Below are 17,683 nucleotides of genomic sequence, written 5' to 3' on the forward strand. Positions count from 1 at the left end.
GTGAGCGACGGCACCGTACTGGTCATCAATTCCGGCTCGTCATCGATCAAATTTCAACTCGTGCATCCGGATACAGCGGAATCGGTAGCGCACGGCCTCATCGAGCGCATCGGCGAACCCGACGGCCACATCGTCTACAACCACCGCACCGGAGTCGAAGACCGCAGCCTCCCCATCGCCGATCACCGTGCGGGACTGAAGATGGTGCTCGACATCGTCGCCGAGGTCGGACGGCCGCTGAGCGAGGCAGGAATCATCGCCGTCGGTCACCGAGTCGTGCACGGTGGTGACATCTTCTACTCGCCGACGCTCATCGACGACGGCGTCGTGAAAGCCATCGCGGATTTGTCGAACCTTGCGCCGCTGCACAATCCGGCCAACGTGATCGGTATCGAGGTGGCGCGCGAAGAACTGCCAGACGTTCCGCACGTAGCAGTGTTCGACACTGCCTTCTTTCACACGCTGCCCGCCGCAGCGTCGACCTACGCGATCGATCGGGATGTGGCCAAGGCCAACCAGATTCGTCGATACGGCTTCCACGGGACCTCACACGAATACGTGTCGGGACGAGTCGCGGACTTCCTCGGCAAGGATCCGGCCGAGCTGAATCAGATCGTTCTCCACCTCGGAAACGGCGCTTCGGCCTCGGCAATCAAGGGCGGCAAGGCTATCGACACCACGATGGGCCTCACCCCGCTCGAGGGTCTTGTCATGGGCACCCGCAGCGGCGACATCGACCCAGGCATCATCTTGCACCTCAACCGCAACTCGGGAATGAAGGTCGACGAGATCGACGACCTCCTCAACCGTCGTTCCGGTTTGAAGGGACTGTCGGGAGTCAACGATTTCCGTGCCCTGCTCGCACTGATCGAGGGCGGCGACGAAGACGCACAACTTGCCTACGACGTCTACGTACACATGCTCCGTAAGTACATCGGCGCCTTCATCGTTCAACTCGGTGGCGTCGACGTCATCACCTTCACCGGCGGTGTCGGCGAGAACAACATCGACGTACGACGCGACAGCCTGGCCGGCCTCTCCCGTCTCGGAATCGAGGTCGACCCGGCTCTCAACGAGGCGAAGAGCCGCGACGAGCGTCGTATCTCCGCATCCACGTCGGCCGTCGAGGTGCTGGTGGTCCCCACCAACGAGGAGTTGGCGATCGCCCGCGCGGCGAAGGCTTTGGTGGCCGCGCTGTAAATCTCGGGGAGCGCGTCAGAAATTGCTGCGCGGACGCACCGCGTTCGCCCGGTCCACGAGGGCGTAGCGGTGCGTGCGGGAGGTCGTGGCGCGGGCGAGGGCGCGAAGGCAGGCTTCGGCTCCGGTGCGCAGACCCTGCTCGGTGAATGGCAGGTCGAGGATGGGTTCGAGTTCGGTGTGCGAGCGGTTTCCGTAGCGAATCCAATCGAGTGCCGTACCCAACACCAGGGTTCGCATCTGCAGACTTCGGCTCTCCTCGGCCGGTAGCGCGCGAACGCGACGGGCGGCTTCCCTCAGAGTCGATTCGTCGAGTTCGGCGATCGGAACGCCGGACAGCATCGTCAGAGCGCTCGACATCCGTGCGACGTTGTAGTGCCGGGAAGACGTGGGAACTTCGTCGAGGGCGTCGATGGCTGCCTTCTTGTTGCCGTGATCGGCGAGTTGTCTGGCGAGCCCGAATGCTGCGCTGACGTAGTTCCGTTCGGTCCGCCAGACGGTGCGGTAGTACTTCTCCGAGAAGCGGCACCATTGGTCCGGGTCGTCGCTCTCCCAATGCTGGAGGATCAGTTCTGCTGTCGCCGCCAACGCGAGTTTGGGTGCAGCCTCGCCCGGCAGAGCCGTCAGGACGGTCTCGAAATGACTGAAGGCGGGCTCGAATCGGTCCAGTTGCAACGCTGCAAGCCCTCGATACCACTCGATCTTCCAGTGATCACCGATGCTCTGCTGGAGTTCGTCCAGAACACTCAGCGCGGTCTCCGGATCGCCGAGATCGAGATGAGCCTTGGCCTCGGCCAGTCGGACCTCGCCGGAGATGGCGGCCGCCGGTGTGCCTGACGTTCGGTCGATTCCGTTCTCGCGGGCGTGTTTCAACGCATCGAGAGTCTGAGACGGTTCGCTGTGCACCGCTGCCGCCAGCAACGGCGCGCTGGGATCGGTGGGGTCGACCAACGGGATGGGAAGTGCGTGCGCAACTTCGCGCGGATCGAGAGCAGCGTCGTGGCTGACACCGTCGACGTACACATCGGTTTGCCCGACCAATTCGTCGGTGCCGAAAGACGTTCGCTGCCTGCTGAACACGAGCGAGAGCCCAGGATTCTCCTGCCCGGTCTGCTCCGCGAGGATTTCTCGCAGAACGCCGGTGAGTTGGCCCGCGATCTCCTCGGCCGACTGGAAACGCTTCTTCGGATCCGGGTCGGTGGCGCGCAGCAGCAGGCGGTGGAAGAACTCGTTGTCTCGCAGCAGTGGCTCGTCCTCGGGTTCGGGAAGGCCGTCGAGGTACCGTCCGTGCTTCGAGGGCATGTCGAGGGTGAGAACCGCGAGTGTTCTTCCGACGGTGAAGATGTCGGAGGCGATGGTCGGGCCGGTCTCGATGATCTCCGGCGCTTGATAGCCGGCAGTGCCGTACAGGTATCCGTAGTCTTCGATCCCGGACACGGCGCCGAGGTCGATCAGCTTCAGTTGGTCCTCGGTGACCATCACGTTCTCGGGTTTGAGGTCGTTGTACGCCAGGCCGGTGGAATGCAGATAGCTCAACGCCGGAAGGATTTCCAGTACGTAGCCGATTGCCTGCTCGATCGGCATGTGCTTGCCGTCCGGGAATTCGGCCAGCACCTCGCGCAATGATCGCCCGCCCACGTACTCCATGACGATGTACCCCATGGGTGTCCCGTCCGGGCGCGGATGCTCGACGAAGTTGAAGATCTTGACGATGCTGGGGTTGGCGACCTCGGCGAGGAACTGACGCTCGGCCACCGCAACGGCTTGCGCTTCGGAATCACCGAAATGCAAGAGTCCCTTGAGAACTACCCACCTGTCGCTGACATTGCGATCGATCGCGAGGTAGATCCATCCCAGACCGCCGTGCGCGATGGGCCCTTGAACCTCGTATTGACCTGATACCAATTCGCCCTCTTCGAGGAGTGGGCGGAAGTCGAAAGTGGAACCGCACTTGGGGCAGGTGCCGTGCTGAGTTGCCTTGGTGCTTGCGCTCTTGCGGCCGACCGGTTCGTTGCATTTCCAACAGAACCGTTTGCGCTCGGGGACCGTCGGGTCACTCATCACCGCAGATGCGGGGTCGATCTGCGGGACGGGGGGAACTTCGACCAGGCCGCCGCCGAGGCGCAGCTTTCGTCCCGACCGGCTGCGGCGGGATCGAGTGGAGCGGCCGGTAGGGGAGGAGGATGCGGACGGCGTGGTTCCTCGTATCTGGGCCGAGGTCGGTTCGAGGCGCTCGTAGGCGCCGGTGGCTTCGGGTTCGGAGCGTAGGGATGCCTGCGTGGAGTCAGGCTCGGGGCGTACGGAGGCTTGCGTGGCGTCGGGCTCGGGGCCGGATTCTTCGGTCATGTCAGCCTCAATCCCGGTAGACGGCCGGCGGGGGACCGGGTGACGGACCGAGGACGCTGAGCCAACGGTCGTAGATACGGTTCCAGGTCCCGTCACCCCGGATCCGCTCGAGGGTTCCGTTGACGAATCGGACCAAGTCGGGGTTGTCCTTGTTCACTCCGATTCCGTAGGGTTCGACGCCCAACGAACCACCGACCATCATGAGATACGGGTCTTGCGAGGCGAGTCCGGCGAGGATCGTGTCGTCGGTGCTGATCGCGTCCACCTGCCCCTGCTGGAGGACGACGAGGCAGTCGGACCACATCGGGACGGTCACGACGGTGGCTTCGGGTTGGAGCTCCTGGATTCGCGTGGCCGACGTCGTTCCCCGGGCAGCGCAGACTCGCTTGCCTGCGAGATCGGCGATGCCGCGTACCGGTGAACCCTGCAGGACCTGAATTCGTTGCTCGGCGGAGAAGTACTGCGTCGAGAAGTCGACCTTCTCGCGCCGCTCGCACGTGATGGTCATGGTTTTGACGACCACGTCGACCATGGATTCCTGGAGTGCGGCGATCCGATCGTCCGAGGTCAGGATTCGGTACTCGATCTTCTCCGGGTCGCCGAGCAGATCGCGGGCGATCTCGCGGGCGATGTCCACGTCGAAGCCTTCGAGGCGTCCGGTCGCCGGATCGCGAAAGCTCATGAGGTTGGAACCGGTGTCCAGGCCCACGATCAGCCGCCCGCGGGCGCGGATGGCGTCGAGGCTCGGCGTGGGTGGCTGCGGAGATGCGTCTGCGGGTGTGGGGCGCAGGCTCGCAGTGAGGTTGGTGCACGACGCGGTAGTCGTCGGTGTCGGACTGGGCGCGATGGTGGCCTCGGCCGGCAGCGGCGGTTCCGTGTACGACGTGGCGGCCGCGTTGTTCAGGTCTTCGGCTCGATCTGCACCGCAACCGGCGAGCGCCAGCACGGACGCTGCCAGAACCGCGACGCACACGGCCGGGAGCTTCCTCCGCATCTCCGGTACTCCCGTCACTGATACTCCCGCAGTCGGGGCCAGAACCCGATGAAGATTCCGGCAACTCCGAGAACTGCCAATACAGTCATGCCCGGTGCAGAGGCAGCCAACACACGTGAGGCGTACGAGACGTCGGACCGAAGATTTGTGCGCGAATCCACGATTCCTTGCCAGAGTTCGTGATCGAGCTTTCCGTATTCCGCGGCCGAATCCTGTTCTCCGGAGCCGATGGTGATGGCGGCAGCGGAAGTGAAGTCGCCGGTCCCGAGACGGTCGTACATGCGCGTGTGCGCAGCCACCCATTGCTCGCGCGAATCCAGTGCGGCGGTCAGCACCTCGTTGTTCACTCGGGCGCGTTCGTCGCTGCGTAGGCCCTCGAGGATGTCGCGCAGGGCGTCGACCTTGCGAGTGAACGTCACGTTGTCCTCGGCAGTTGAATCCCGTCTCGCCAACGTGAGGGTTTCGACGGTACGTGCCTGCTGTGCCATGATCCGGGCCTCGGTCAGTTCGTGCAGTGGCTCGGCGCCCGCGTCGAGTGCACGTCCGGTGGCAAGTGCGGACACCAGTCCGACGGTGAGCAGCCACAGCAGCGCAGCCGCGACGGCGAGCGAGGCAAGGATCAACCCGAGATTGAAGCGTCGGCGACTCTTGCGGGAGAAGTACACCTGTGTTGCCACCAGCGCGCACAACACGAGGACGAATGCCACGATCGGCCACCACGGTGGAGTCTCGAAATCGCGCTGTACCTGCGAGACCAGGGTCTCCTGCGAGGCGTGCAGTTGCTGAGCCATCGGCAGCAGCGAGGTCTGCATCAACTGCGAGGCCTCGCTCAAATATGCTGCCCCGACCGGGTTTCCGACGCGATTGTTCGCCCGTGCAGTTTCGACCAGCCCGGTGTAGACGGAGAGGTCGGTCGAGATGGTGGTCAACGCGCTGTGCCCGGCAAGATCAGTCGAGTCGAGACCGGCCGACGCCTGGACGATCTCCGCCGACGCCTCACCGATCGACTGCGTGTATCGGTCGCGTACTTCGGCGGGTTCGAGGCCGCCGGAGATGAAGGCGGTGGCCGCGGCGGCGTCTGCCAAAGACAACGCGCTGTAGAGGTTCTGGGCCGAGTTGGCGAGAGGTTCGGTTTCGACGAGGAGGAGGTCGAGGTTCGCCTGTCGGTTCTCGATCGCTGCGGTGGCGAGGAGTCCGGCGATCAAGGTGATCGCAATCAAGATCACTCCGACGACGGTCAACCGGCCAGGCGTCGAGGACATGAATGCCTGGAGTTCGCGCCGCAGAAGTGCTCGCTCGTCCTCCGCCGATACCGAAGTGCCCTCGGAGGGCGGCAGCGACCGGGGTTCGATGGACGGGACGACACGGTCGACCATCGAGCACCTCACTTCGCTGTAGGCGGGCTACCGAGAAATGATGCCGCCGAGAAATGATTCAGGGCATCTTCGCGAGCATATAAGCATCACCTACACCTGGAGCAGTTTGAAACGGTTAGTGTGGGACAACGGCGAGAGCAGGCGGAGCGAGGTAGTCGATGCGTGGTGACGGTGACGGTTGGTCGATCGGACCGGACGGTACTCGGCATTGGGGTAAACACGGAGCCGCTGGACTGCTTCTGCGCGCCCCCGATTCGGACGGATCGCCCCTGGTCTTGCTGCAGCATCGTGCGGCGTGGAGCCATCAAGGTGGTACCTGGGCATTGCCCGGTGGAGCACGGGACTCACACGAAAGCACGACGCACGCCGCTGTCCGGGAGGCACACGAAGAAGCCGGAATCGCCGAAGACGCCGTTCGCGTCCGCGGTGAGGTAGTGACGATGCACGCGGAGAGCGGGTGGACCTACACCACCGTCGTGGCTGATGCGGCGCATCCACTGTCGACGGTTGCCAACGGTGAGAGCACCGAGTTGCGGTGGGTGCGTGAAGCCGACGTCGATTCGCTGCCATTGCATCCGGGATTCGGTTCCTCGTGGCCCGAGCTCCGGACTGCGCCTGTACCAGCCGAGACTGAAGACCTACAGGCCGGCGACCCACACACCGTCGTACTCGAAGACGGTGGCTTCGGATGGTTGTCGGTCAGCTCGCACCAAGGCAGTTCCCACCAAGGCAGTGAGCAGTCAGGCAGTGACCAGAACCTGTCCGAGGCGTCGAGTACGCAGTCTTAACAGGGCATATACAGCAGAAGGGCCGGACTCCTCAGGAGTCCGGCCCTTCTGTGTTTCGGTCTCCCGACCGAAACGAGGCTCAGCTGAGCGAGTTCAGCGCCGTGATGAAGCTGACCGCGGTGATACCGAGCTTGAGCAGCTCGCTGATCTTGCCGAGGTTCAGGTCTTCGAGCGATTCGGTGCTGAGCGAGCCGGTGTCGAGGGATCCCATTTAGTGCTCCTAGGTTCAGTTAGTAACTGGAGGTAAACTACAACAAACCGAATGGGATGTGACACGCAATCGAAACAACTGTGATCAAGATCACGTAATCCGACTTTTCGGACATCCAATCGCACCTAGGAACTGGGGGTTTGTTGTCTGATCGGACAACTTCCGTTCATGTTTCGAGTCAGGCGTGCTGACCCGTAACTGTGTGGAAATCGCCCGGCAAACAGTTGACGGTCGCCAGTTACCGGTTTTCAGCGTCCAGTGACGGCCGCGGCGAGGCGCTGCGCAGCCGCCTGCGGATCCGACGCCTGCGTGATTGCACGCACGACGACGATGCGCGTGGCACCGGCATCGAGCAGCTCCGGCAGGCGTTCCTCGTCGATGCCGCCGATTGCGAACCAGGGGCGCGGCGGTGCGGCGTCGGCGGTCGATCGAACCAGTTCCAGACCGGACGCACTTCGATTCGGTTTGGTCGGTGTCGCCCAGACCGGCCCGGTGCAGAAGTAGTCGACGCCCTCTTCGATTGCGGCCAGACTCGCCTGCGCGCGACTACTCGTCGAACGCCCGATGACGACGTCTTCACCGACAACCGTTCGTGCGTAGGGGACGGGAATGTCGTTCTGCCCGAGGTGGAGGATGTCGGCACCGGAAGCCATCGCGAGATCCGCGCGATCGTTCACGGCCAACAATGCGCCGTGGCGTCGCGCTGCGGCCGCGAGAATGCCCAGTGCTACCAGTTCGTCCTTGGCCTCGAGCGGGCCGAACTCGCGCTCACCGGCAGAGCCCTTGTCACGCAATTGGATGATGTCGACTCCGCCGGACAATGCTGCCTCGGCGAACTGCGCGAGGTCGCCTTTCTCGCGGCGCGCGTCGGTGCACAGGTACAGCCGTGCTGCTGCCAGGCGCTCGCGCCGGTCGATGACGTTACTGGGATGTGTGGGGTGCACGGAGCAAACGGTAGCCTCTAGGGAGCAAGGTTCGACACGGGAGTCCTGAAACGTCGTTGTCACTTTTTGTCGTGACTGCGAGGTTCGTGGGGCTGAGAGGGGATCGCGACCAGATCCCGACCGTCAGACCTGACCCGGATCATGCCGGCGCAGGAAGTGGAGGTGGAGTTTCGTGAGTACACACGCTCGTACGGTGTCGGTTGTCGGCGGCGGTGTCATCGGCCTCGCCATTGCGTGGCGAGCAGCCCGCGACGGGTGGTCCGTTCGGTTGTACGACCCGTCCATTGGATCAGGTGCTTCGTGGGTGGCAGGCGGAATGCTCGCCCCGCTTTCCGAAGGCTGGCCGGGTGAAGAGACAGCGTTGACGGTTGGTGCAGCGTCCCTGGAACGGTGGCCGACGTTCGGTGAGGAGCTCGGAAAGTTCGGGCCATCGGTCTTCACCGCGGACAGTTCGCTGACGGTTGCACTCGATGCGGCCGACGCGCAGGACCTGCAGACCATCGCCGAGTGGGTGACCGCGCAGGGCCATGAACTCGAAGTTCTCGGTCGCGCCCGCATCCGCGAACTCGAACCGATGCTCGGCCGGGGCATCCGGTCGGGACTGATGGCTGTCGGTGAGTCCGCCGTCGACAACAGACTTCTGCTGGACGCGTTGCAGAAGGCCTGTGCGGAATCCGGCGTCGAATTGATCGCGCGTGCCGTCAACGACCTCGCCGAACTCGATACCGATCAGATCGTGCTCACCGCCGGTATCGCGTCACCCAAGCTGTGGCCCGGGTTACCGGTACGCCCGGTCAAGGGCGAAATCCTTCGCCTGCGGAGTAGGCCTGGAGTCACCCCGGCGCCCAGCCGCACCATCCGCGGAAGCGTCCACGGGCGGCCCGCCTACCTCGTCCCGCGCGGTGACGGAATCGTCGTCGGCGCAACACAATACGAGTCCGGTGAGGACACACAGGTCACGATGGCCGGAGTACGGGACCTGATCAACGACGCCGAGGCACTGATGCCGGCGATCGGCGAATACGAACTGTACGAATGCGCGGCAGGCCTGCGTCCCATGACGCCGGACAACCTGCCCTTGATCGGGCGCGTGTCCGATCGTGTTGTCGTCTCCACCGGACACGGACGCAACGGTGTCCTGCTGACGCCCGTCACCGCCGATGCGACGGTCGCGTTGCTGAACGGCACATCTTTGGTCGAGGTAAAAGGAACCGAACCCGAGCGGTTCGCAGTAGTTAAGGAAAATTCATGAGTGAGCAGGTCCCGATCGGGATCACCGTCAACGGCGAAGATCTCGAGTTCGATCGAGCAGTCACGGTGACCGAGCTACTGACGCACCTCGAGTTGCCGAGCAAGGGTATCGCCGTCGCCGTCGACGGTGCGCTCTTTCCTCGCGGGCGTTGGGACGAATCCGTCGGACGTGGTTGGGAAATCGAGATCCTCACGGCGGTGCAGGGTGGCTGAGCAGGACCTTCTCACTATCGCTGGCCGCACCTTCGGTTCCCGGCTCATCACCGGAACAGGCGGCGCCGCCAACCTTGCGGTGCTCGAGGAAGCGCTTGTCGCCTCCGGCACCGAACTGACCACCGTCGCGATGCGGCGAGTCGACGCGGCCGGTGGCACGGGTGTTCTGGACCTGCTTCGTCGCCTCGGAATCGAACCGTTGCCGAACACCGCCGGGTGTCGGGGCGCCGCCGAAGCAGTGCTGACGGCGCAGTTGGCACGCGAAGCGCTCGAGACGAACTGGGTCAAACTAGAAGTCATCGCCGACGAGCGGACGCTGCTGCCCGACGCAATCGAACTCGTCTCCGCCGCAGAACAATTGGTGGACGACGGATTCACCGTTCTGCCGTACACGACGGACGATCCGGTGCTGGCGCTTCGCCTCGAAGAGGTTGGTTGCGCTGCGGTCATGCCGCTCGGTTCACCCATCGGCACCGGGCTGGGTATCGCAAATCCGCACAACATCGAGATGATCGTCGAGCGCGCCGGGGTGCCCGTCATCCTCGACGCCGGGATCGGAACGGCCAGCGACGCCACCCTTGCCATGGAGTTGGGCTGCGACGCCGTCCTACTTGCGACAGCGGTGACGCGGGCCAAGAATCCCGCGCTGATGGCGTCGGCGATGCGTCACGCTGTCGTGGCAGGTTTCGAGGCGCGGCACGCCGGCCGGATCCCCAAGCGATTCTGGGCTCAAGCGTCGTCCTGAGGGACGAGATCCGGGTGATTTCTCGGGGTTCTGCCCGAATTGCCCGGACTCATGTCCTACCTGAGTACCACTCGGAACTAGACCTGTGGCCGATGTGCTGGTCATTGCCGGTAGGGCAGAGTTCTCCTCATGATTGAACTGAGGGGATTGACCAAGGTTTACGGACCGACGAAAGCGGTGGACGATTTGTCGTTCACGGTCAAGCCGGGCATCGTGACGGGCTTTCTGGGCCCCAACGGTGCGGGTAAGTCGACGACGATGCGGATGATCCTGGGTTTGGATCAGCCGACGTCGGGTGCGGCGTTGATCGACGGCAAGCCGTACCGCGAGCTCAAGACGCCATTGCGGACTGTCGGCGCGTTGTTGGATGCGAAGTGGGTGCATCCCAATCGCAGTGCGCGGGCGCATCTGCAGTGGATGGCTGCTTCGAACGGGATCCCGAAGTCCCGCGTGGACGAGGTGCTCGGGTTGGTCGGGTTGTCCGAGGTGGCGGGCAAGAAGGCCGGCGGGTTCTCGTTGGGTATGTCGCAGCGTCTCGGGTTGGCGGGTGCGTTGTTGGGTGATCCGAAGGTGTTGTTGTTCGACGAGCCGGTCAACGGTCTCGATCCGGAGGGCATCGTCTGGATTCGTAAGTTCATGCAGCGGTTGGCGGCCGAGGGTCGCACGGTGCTGGTGTCGAGTCACCTTCTCTCGGAGATGGCGTTGACGGCGGAGCAGTTGGTGGTGATCGGTCGGGGTCGGTTGATTTCGGATTCGACGGTGGCGGAGTTCGTGGATCGTTCGTCGGAGTCGACGGTGCGGGTGCGCAGTCCTCAGCTCGATGCGTTGCGCAGTGTGTTGCTCTCGCAGGGGTTGACGGTGCGTGAGGACGGTTCCGGTGTTGCGCCGGCGTTGGTGGTCGTGGATTCGACGACTGATGTGATCGGTGGTTTGGCTGGTTCGCAGGGAATCGTGTTGTACGAGTTGGCGTCTCAGCAGGGATCGCTCGAGGATGCGTTCATGAAGTTGACCGGAGACGATGTCCAGTACCACGCATCCGGTATCGATCCGGGTGCTGGTGCACACCATGCAAATACGCAGCAGGCAAACACACAGCAGGCTATGGGAGGTGCACTGTAATGGCTGTTCTCAGTGCTGAACGTATCAAGATCACCACGACCAAGTCGCCGCTCTGGTGCTCGGTCATCATCGTCGTGCTCGCACTCGGCTTCGCTGCCATCATGGGCGCGGTTGCCAAGTCGGCTTTGACGTCCTCCGATGTCCAGGGAGCACCGGACCTCGACACCGCCGTTGCCACGGCCGGCATCTCGGGTTTCGGAATCATGGTTCTCATGATCATGGCGGCCCTCGCGGTCACCAGTGAGTACCGCTTCGGGACCATCCGCACCACGTTCCAGGCAGTTCCGAACCGTGCCTCGGTTCTCATCGCCAAAGCCGGCCTCATCGGTGCCTTCGGCGCGGTGCTGACGTTTGTCCTCGCTTTCGGGTCCTATGCGGTGGCCAAAGCCATGGCCGGTACCGAGGCCAGCACGGGCCTGACCCTGTCGACCGGCGATGACTGGCGTGCGATTTACGGCATCCCGGTGTACGCCTTCCTCTGCGTGATTCTTGCTGTCGGCGTCGGATCGATCATCCGGCAGTCTGCGGGCGCTATTGCGTTGCTCCTGCTCTGGCCGCTGCTCATCGAGAGCCTGTTCGGACTGTTCGGCAGTGTCGGCGAGAAGATCACCCCGTTCCTTCCGTTCGCGAACGCAAACCACTTCCTCAGCCCTGGCGGCGGAAGCCTTGATTTCCACTGGGGGCCCTGGGGCAGCCTGATCTACTTCGCGGCCTTCGTTCTGGTGATTTTCGGAGCAAGTATTGTCATCGTGAATCGTCGCGACGCCTGATCTTGTCGCTCCCTCGGTAGGTGTTGTCGGGAGACCTACCGAGAACGAGGAGTGACAGCAGAGTAGGGACCCAGTACGAAAAACCATTCGTACTGGGTCCCTTTCCTGTGCTTCGGCCGATATCCTCCGAAGATGAGACTCTTCGGTGTGGTTGTGGTCGCAATGGCTGGAGCACTCGTGGTCAGTGGATGCTCGTCGTCGGGAAGTGAAGCAGCCGTCCCGGCAGATCCGGTGGCATTCTCCGAGACCGTCACGGTCGACGCCGTGACCGGGCATCTGGAGCAACTCGAGAAGATCGCCGGTAACAACGACGGCAATCGATCGGCCGGAACCCCCGGCTACGACGCCAGTGTCGACTACGTGGCAAACCTGCTCGAAGACAAGGGCTTCGACGTCAGTACCCCGGAATTCGACTTCAGCTCCTTCGATCCCGGCACCGAATCCCTGAAAGCTACTGACGGCTCCGATGTTCCGGTGCGGGCGTTGACATATTCCCCCTCCACAGGACCGACCGGAATCACGGCACGCCTGGTGGTGATTCCCGCCGACGAGACACCAGGTTGCGAGGCCACCGACTACGACGGCCGCGACGTGAACGGTGCAATCGTGCTGGTCACCCGCGGAGTGTGCCCGTTCGGCGACAAGCAGAAAATCGCCGCTGACCGCGGCGCGGCAGCGTTGTTGGTTGCCAACAACGAGGACGCGATGCTGGGCGGGGCAACCTTGGGTGAACCCGAAGACGCCCGCATCCCGACCGGCGGGGTGAGCAAGGCGTCGGGCGAGGCTCTTGCCGTAGCGCCCGGAGACCTCACGCTGATTCTCGACACGTCGACGGAAACGACGAAGTCGCGCAACGTGATTGCACAGACCAAGACCGGCGCAACCGACAACGTGGTTGTCGTGGGCGCCCACCTGGACAGTGTGCCGGAAGGTCCCGGAATCAACGACAACGGAAGCGGCACCGCAGCCGTGCTGGAAACCGCGCTGCAGATGGGAAGCTCACCGAGCATCGAGAATGCCGTGCGTTTCGCTTTCTGGGGAGCGGAAGAAGTGGGATTGGTCGGCTCCACCCGTTACGTGGAAGGTCTGAGCGATCAGGAACGGGCCGACATCGCCCTGTATCTGAATTTCGACATGCTCGGTTCGCCCAATGCCGGATACCTGGCTTACGACGGTGACAACTCGGATGCGGTCGGGGAGGGGCCAGGGCCCGAGGGTTCGGCAGGCATCGAGCGCACCTTCGTCGATTTTCTCGCCGATCGGGGGATTGCGGCGGACGGAACGGACTTCGACGGGCGTTCCGACTACGGCCCGTTCATCGAGATCGGAATCCCGGCGGGCGGAGTGTTCAGCGGCGCGGACGAACGCAAGACGCCGGCTCAGGCCGAGAAGTGGGGCGGCGAAGCGGAGGAGACCTTCGACCCGAACTACCACAGTGCCCAGGACAACCTCGCGAACATCGATCGCGAAGCGCTCGCTGCCAACGCTTCTGCAGTAGCCTTCGGAGTTGCGACGTATGCCCAGGATTTGAGCGGGCCGAACGGCGTTCCCGTCGGCGATGCCCGGACACAGGCCAGAACCGAATGATCGACTGACCGAATGATCGACTGACCGAATGATCGACTGTGCGAGCGACCAGGAGGCCACTGTGCGAGAACGGCGGCAGCACACTGTCTGTAACTCTGAGTTACGCTTGAGTTATGGCTGATCTGTCCCCGGAGGGCACCGACACGACAGGTGCTCCTTCCTCCTCGGTTCGAGGCGTCGTCGACGTCGTCTTGAACTCTGCGGCAGAACTGAACCGTCGGCAGCAGCTCATCGACGCGCTACGACGGCTGAGGCGGGCACTACCCGGTGATCCCGGATTCGGAGATCCGCTCTCGCTGGCAGGTCCTGGCGGTGCCCGCGCCGTGGCCCGCGTCGCTGACAGATTGCTCGATCAGAAGCCGGCAGCCACTCGCGAAGTGAGCCTCGGAGCACTGCAGGTGTGGCAGGCGGCGCTGGAAAAGATGGGCCGCGGCCGCGGTGATCAAGAACTGACCATCGTCTTCACCGATCTGGTTGGCTTCTCCACCTGGTCGCTCGAAGCCGGTGACGGCGCCACGCTGACGCTCCTGCGTGCCGTGGCGCAGGCCGTGGAAACCCCGATCACCGACAACGGCGGACACGTCGTCAAACGGATGGGCGACGGTCTGATGGCCGTGTTCATTCGCCCGGATGCGGCTTTGAAGGCGGTGTTCACCGCGCAGGACGCACTCGCGGAAGTCGACCTCGACGGATACACCCCACGCATGCGCGTCGGCCTCCACACGGGTACCCCGCGCCAGATCGGCGACGACTGGCTCGGCGTCGACGTGACCATCGCCGCCCGGATGATGGGCTTGGGCGGCGACGGCAACGTCATGATGTCGGCGACAACTCTCGAGGAACTCGAAGCCGGCACCCTGGAGGATCTCGATCTCACGATCCGGCCATGGCGGCGAGGGTTTTTCGCGACCACGCCCAACGGAGTTCCCGTCGACCTGGGAATCTGGCGCGTACGCCGGAACTAGCGCACTAGACCTGGAGCCGCCAGAGCGGGGACACCGGACCATGTCCCGCGCCGAGGTCGTACGACGCCTCGAGACAGTTGGTCACCCACTCTTTGCCGAACGCCACCGCGTCCGGAACGGAATAGCCATGTGCGAGAGCGCAAGTGATCGCAGCGGCCAGCGTGTCTCCGCCGCCGTGATCGTTGCCGGTGTCGATCCGGGCACTGCTGAATTCGAGGAAACGGTCGCCGTCGAACAACAGATCGGTGGACAACTCCGAAGTACGAAGGTGGCCGCCCTTGACGATGGACCATTGAGCGCCGAGCGCATGCAACGCTTCTGCCGCTTGGCGGGCGCTCTTGTCGTCGACGACCTCGATGCCGGTGATCAACCGAACCTCGTCGAGGTTCGGAGTGACCACCGTGGCAGCCGGGATCAAGGTGTTGCGGACCGCGTCGAGAGCTTCTTCGTGCAACAGTGGATCGCCGTGCATCGACGCGCACACGGGGTCGACCACCAGCGGAATCGGTCGGTCGCGGCCGATCCCCACCTCGGCGGCAACTGCGGCTACCGCTTCGATGATCGTTGTCGAGGCCAGCATTCCCGTCTTCGCTGCGCCGACGCCGATGTCCGAGACCACGACGCGCACCTGGTCGGCGACGATCTCCGGCGGGATCTCGTGGAATCCGCTGACGCCCACCGAATTCTGGACCGTCACAGCGGCGACGGCCACACAGGCGTGTACTCCGCACATCGCCATCGTGCGGGAATCGGCTTGAATGCCGGCTCCGCCGCCGGAGTCGGTTCCGGCGATGGTCAATGCCCGAATCGGGGTCTGTCCGGCGGGGGTCAGGGGCAGCAGCTTCACGACGACGAGCCTACCGACCGGACCTGGGGAAACGGCAGCTCGGTCCGGATGGACTCGGTTTCCGGGATTTCCGCTTCCAGGATTTCCGCGTACTGACGTACGTCCGCCGAGATCCGCATCGAGCAGAACTTCGGCCCGCACATCGAGCAGAAATGTGCGGTCTTGGCGGGCTCGGCCGGCAGTGTCTCGTCGTGGAACTCCCTGGCGGTGTCCGGGTCGAGTGACAAAGCGAACTGGTCTAACCAGCGAAATTCGAAGCGCGCCTTGGACAGTGCGTCGTCGCGGGCCTGTGCATTCGGGTGCCCTTTTGCCAGGTCTGCTGCATGGGCAGCGATCTTGTAGGTGATCACACCGGTTTTCACGTCGTCTCGGTTGGGCAGGCCGAGGTGTTCCTTGGGTGTGACGTAACAGAGCATCGCCGTTCCCGCCCGTGCGATCATCGCCGCACCGATGGCGGAGGTGATGTGGTCGTACGCCGGCGCGATATCGGTAGCGAGCGGTCCGAGGGTGTAGAACGGTGCCTCGTCGCAGAGCTCCTCTTCCAGGCGGACGTTTTCCTCGATCTTGTCCATGGGAACGTGTCCGGGGCCCTCGATCATGACCTGGACTCCTGCGGATTTCGCAATCTGCGTGAGTTCTCCCAGAGTGCGAAGCTCCGCGAATTGGGCGGCGTCGTTGGCGTCGGCGATCGATCCCGGTCGAAGCCCGTCACCGAGGGAGAACGTGACGTCGTATCGGCGCAAGATCTCGCACAGTTCGTCGAAGTGGGTGTAGAGGAACGATTCCTGCCTGTGGTGCATGCACCACGCGGCCATGATCGCGCCGCCGCGCGAGACGATTCCCGTGACGCGACCAGCAGTCAGAGCGATGTAACCGATTCGTACACCGGCATGCACGGTCATGTAGTCGACGCCCTGCTCGCACTGCTCGATTACCGTGTCGCGGTAAATTTCCCATGTCAGAGCGGTGGGATCTCCGTTGACTTTCTCGAGTGCCTGGTAGATCGGTACCGTGCCGACCGGTACGGGTGAGTTGCGCAGAATCCATTCACGGGTCAGGTGGATGTCCTTGCCGGTGGACAGGTCCATGATGGTGTCGGCGCCCCAGCGGATCGCCCACACCATCTTTTCGACTTCCTCTGCAACAGAGGAGGTTACGGCCGAGTTCCCGATATTCGCGTTGATCTTGACGGCGAACTTCTTGCCGATGATCATCGGCTCCAGCTCGCCGTGGTGATGGTTCGCGGGAATTACCGCCCGCCCGCGAGCCACCTCGGAACGCACCAGTTCGGCTGAAACGCCCTCGCGTGCAGCGCAATAGCGCATCTCCGGGGTGATCACACCGTCTCGGGCGCATTCCAGTTGCGTCCGATTGCTTTCCGGGCGTTCCCAGGTGTCCCTGGTCGTCGGGAGCCCTGCATCGAGGTCGATGTCGGCGTCCGTGTCGGTGTAAGGACCTGACGTGTCGTACAGGTCCAGATGCTCACCATTGGTGAGAGTGACGCGTCGAAGTGGGACCCGGAGAGAATCCGATTCGACGTAATGCTTGCTACTGCCCTCGATCGGGCCGGTTGTCACAGCGGTGTGGACAGTCGCGTGAACAGCCGTACGGACAGACTTCTCCTGCATGGTGCGCTCCCTACGCCGGCATTATCCGGTCAGGTTCATCCGGTCGACGGCCCTAGCCGTCCTCTCAGCCCGCTGGTGCGAGCCCCCGTGGTGGTTGTATGAAATTTGTGCCCGCTGTCACAGCGGCACCGGGCGACTCTATCTCAACCCCGAAAAAGCGTTTCACTGCGATTGCGGTGGAGTCGTTCGCGGTGCAAAAATTGGTCGAACCCGGGACAGCATCGTCGGTAGCTGATTCTATGAGTGGCATGGATCACAGTTATGGAGAGCGTGCGAACGCAGCAGTCGCAGATCGCGCAGTTGCAGATCGTGCCGTGGAGGTCGCCGCAATGAACGACATCGAAAACTCGAGAACCGGAACCTCACCGGAAGTCACGCTCGTGGACAATCCGTCGCACGAACGATTCGAACTGCTCTCCGACGACGAGTTGGTCGGCATCCTCGGATACCGCGACGAGGACGAGATTTCGGGGAGCGGAGCCGAAGCGGGCGACGTGGTTGCGTACATGCATACCGTCGTCAAGGAGGAGTACGGCGGGCAGGGACTGGCAGCCGTACTCGTGCAGTTCGCGATGGACTGCGCCCGTGAACGTGAATGGTCGGTGCGGCCTGTGTGCACCTACGTTCAGCGGTACCTCGGCGAGCATCCCGAGTATCTGGAACTGCTCGTCGAGGACTAGCCGCCGAAAGTTGCAAGCAGAC

The 17,683-nt window shown here is 63.4% G+C and carries 17 protein-coding genes and 2 riboswitches; of the genes, 10 read left to right on the forward strand and 7 right to left on the reverse strand.

Going from position 1 to position 17,683, the window contains the following annotated elements:
- Window positions 1-1,200 carry an acetate kinase gene (locus RA302_RS07370; RefSeq protein ID WP_020968845.1) on the forward strand — a complete coding sequence of 400 codons (1,200 nt, stop codon included), beginning with the start codon at window positions 1-3 and terminating at the stop codon, window positions 1,198-1,200.
- Between the two features lie 15 nt (window positions 1,201-1,215).
- Here RA302_RS07370 and RA302_RS07375 read toward each other — a convergent pair whose 3' ends face one another.
- From RA302_RS07375 to RA302_RS07385, 3 genes are read right to left on the reverse strand one after another with little or no spacing between them, the layout of a single operon-like run.
- Entirely contained in the window at window positions 1,216-3,543 is a 2,328-nt protein-coding gene (locus RA302_RS07375) for a tetratricopeptide repeat protein (protein WP_338479986.1), read from the reverse strand.
- A gap of 7 nt (window positions 3,544-3,550) precedes the next feature.
- Window positions 3,551-4,537 carry a glutamate ABC transporter substrate-binding protein gene (locus RA302_RS07380; protein ID WP_020968847.1) on the reverse strand — a complete coding sequence of 329 codons (987 nt, stop codon included), beginning with the start codon at window positions 4,535-4,537 and terminating at the stop codon, window positions 3,551-3,553.
- Window positions 4,538-4,551: 14 nt separating this feature from the next.
- Complete coding sequence (locus tag RA302_RS07385) at window positions 4,552-5,913, reverse strand: hypothetical protein (RefSeq protein WP_029254777.1); 1,362 nt, start codon at window positions 5,911-5,913, stop codon at window positions 4,552-4,554.
- 158 nt (window positions 5,914-6,071) lie between these two features.
- Here RA302_RS07385 and RA302_RS07390 point away from each other — a divergent pair, with 158 nt between their 5' ends.
- Window positions 6,072-6,701 (forward strand): NUDIX hydrolase, encoded by a 630-nt coding sequence (locus RA302_RS07390; RefSeq protein ID WP_338479989.1) that lies wholly within the window; start codon window positions 6,072-6,074, stop codon window positions 6,699-6,701.
- Between the two features lie 79 nt (window positions 6,702-6,780).
- On the opposite strand, the gene RA302_RS07395 is transcribed toward RA302_RS07390, so the two are convergent.
- A complete protein-coding gene (locus RA302_RS07395) occupies window positions 6,781-6,912 on the reverse strand; it encodes a hypothetical protein (RefSeq protein ID WP_003944354.1) in 132 nt (43 codons plus the stop codon).
- 248 nt (window positions 6,913-7,160) lie between these two features.
- A complete protein-coding gene (gene thiE, locus RA302_RS07400; protein ID WP_060939861.1) occupies window positions 7,161-7,856 on the reverse strand; it encodes a thiamine phosphate synthase in 696 nt (231 codons plus the stop codon).
- Window positions 7,857-7,882: 26 nt separating this feature from the next.
- Window positions 7,883-8,029: riboswitch (TPP riboswitch) on the forward strand.
- Here thiE and thiO point away from each other — a divergent pair.
- From thiO to RA302_RS07435, 7 genes are all read left to right on the forward strand, one after another.
- Window positions 8,029-9,108 carry a glycine oxidase ThiO gene (gene thiO, locus RA302_RS07405; RefSeq protein ID WP_283310046.1) on the forward strand — a complete coding sequence of 360 codons (1,080 nt, stop codon included), beginning with the start codon at window positions 8,029-8,031 and terminating at the stop codon, window positions 9,106-9,108. (Overlaps the previous riboswitch by 1 nt.)
- Window positions 9,105-9,320, forward strand: coding sequence for a sulfur carrier protein ThiS (gene thiS, locus RA302_RS07410; protein WP_003944402.1), 216 nt, complete (start codon window positions 9,105-9,107; stop codon window positions 9,318-9,320). The genes thiO and thiS overlap by 4 nt, the downstream gene beginning before the upstream one ends.
- Complete coding sequence (locus tag RA302_RS07415; protein WP_020968851.1) at window positions 9,313-10,065, forward strand: thiazole synthase; 753 nt, start codon at window positions 9,313-9,315, stop codon at window positions 10,063-10,065. Before thiS ends, RA302_RS07415 begins: the two co-directional genes overlap by 8 nt.
- A gap of 129 nt (window positions 10,066-10,194) precedes the next feature.
- Window positions 10,195-11,184, forward strand: a complete 990-nt coding sequence (locus RA302_RS07420) for an ATP-binding cassette domain-containing protein (protein WP_020968852.1) — start codon at window positions 10,195-10,197, stop codon at window positions 11,182-11,184.
- Window positions 11,184-11,954, forward strand: a complete 771-nt coding sequence (locus RA302_RS07425; protein ID WP_019744508.1) for an ABC transporter permease — start codon at window positions 11,184-11,186, stop codon at window positions 11,952-11,954. The genes RA302_RS07420 and RA302_RS07425 overlap by 1 nt, the downstream gene beginning before the upstream one ends.
- Before the next feature lie 132 nt (window positions 11,955-12,086).
- Entirely contained in the window at window positions 12,087-13,541 is a 1,455-nt protein-coding gene (locus RA302_RS07430) for a M20/M25/M40 family metallo-hydrolase (protein ID WP_029254781.1), read from the forward strand.
- A 113-nt stretch (window positions 13,542-13,654) separates the two neighbouring features.
- Complete coding sequence (locus RA302_RS07435) at window positions 13,655-14,506, forward strand: adenylate/guanylate cyclase domain-containing protein (protein WP_019744506.1); 852 nt, start codon at window positions 13,655-13,657, stop codon at window positions 14,504-14,506.
- A 4-nt stretch (window positions 14,507-14,510) separates the two neighbouring features.
- On the opposite strand, the gene thiD is transcribed toward RA302_RS07435, so the two are convergent.
- The gene (gene thiD, locus RA302_RS07440) at window positions 14,511-15,353 is read right to left on the reverse strand and encodes a bifunctional hydroxymethylpyrimidine kinase/phosphomethylpyrimidine kinase (RefSeq protein ID WP_338479998.1); all 843 of its coding nucleotides are present in this window, start codon (window positions 15,351-15,353) and stop codon (window positions 14,511-14,513) included.
- Window positions 15,350-16,981 carry a phosphomethylpyrimidine synthase ThiC gene (gene thiC / locus RA302_RS07445; protein WP_269577872.1) on the reverse strand — a complete coding sequence of 544 codons (1,632 nt, stop codon included), beginning with the start codon at window positions 16,979-16,981 and terminating at the stop codon, window positions 15,350-15,352. Before thiC ends, thiD begins: the two co-directional genes overlap by 4 nt.
- A riboswitch (TPP riboswitch) is annotated at window positions 16,972-17,080 on the reverse strand. Its footprint overlaps the gene before it by 10 nt.
- Window positions 17,081-17,229: 149 nt before the next feature.
- On the opposite strand from thiC, the gene RA302_RS07450 reads away from it, so the two are divergent.
- A complete protein-coding gene (locus tag RA302_RS07450; protein ID WP_223257849.1) occupies window positions 17,230-17,661 on the forward strand; it encodes a GNAT family N-acetyltransferase in 432 nt (143 codons plus the stop codon).
- Window positions 17,662-17,683 lie beyond the last annotated feature (22 nt).

The sequence above is a fragment of the Rhodococcus sp. DN22 genome (assembly GCF_036669995.1).
Taxonomy (GTDB): domain Bacteria; phylum Actinomycetota; class Actinomycetes; order Mycobacteriales; family Mycobacteriaceae; genus Rhodococcus_F; species Rhodococcus_F erythropolis.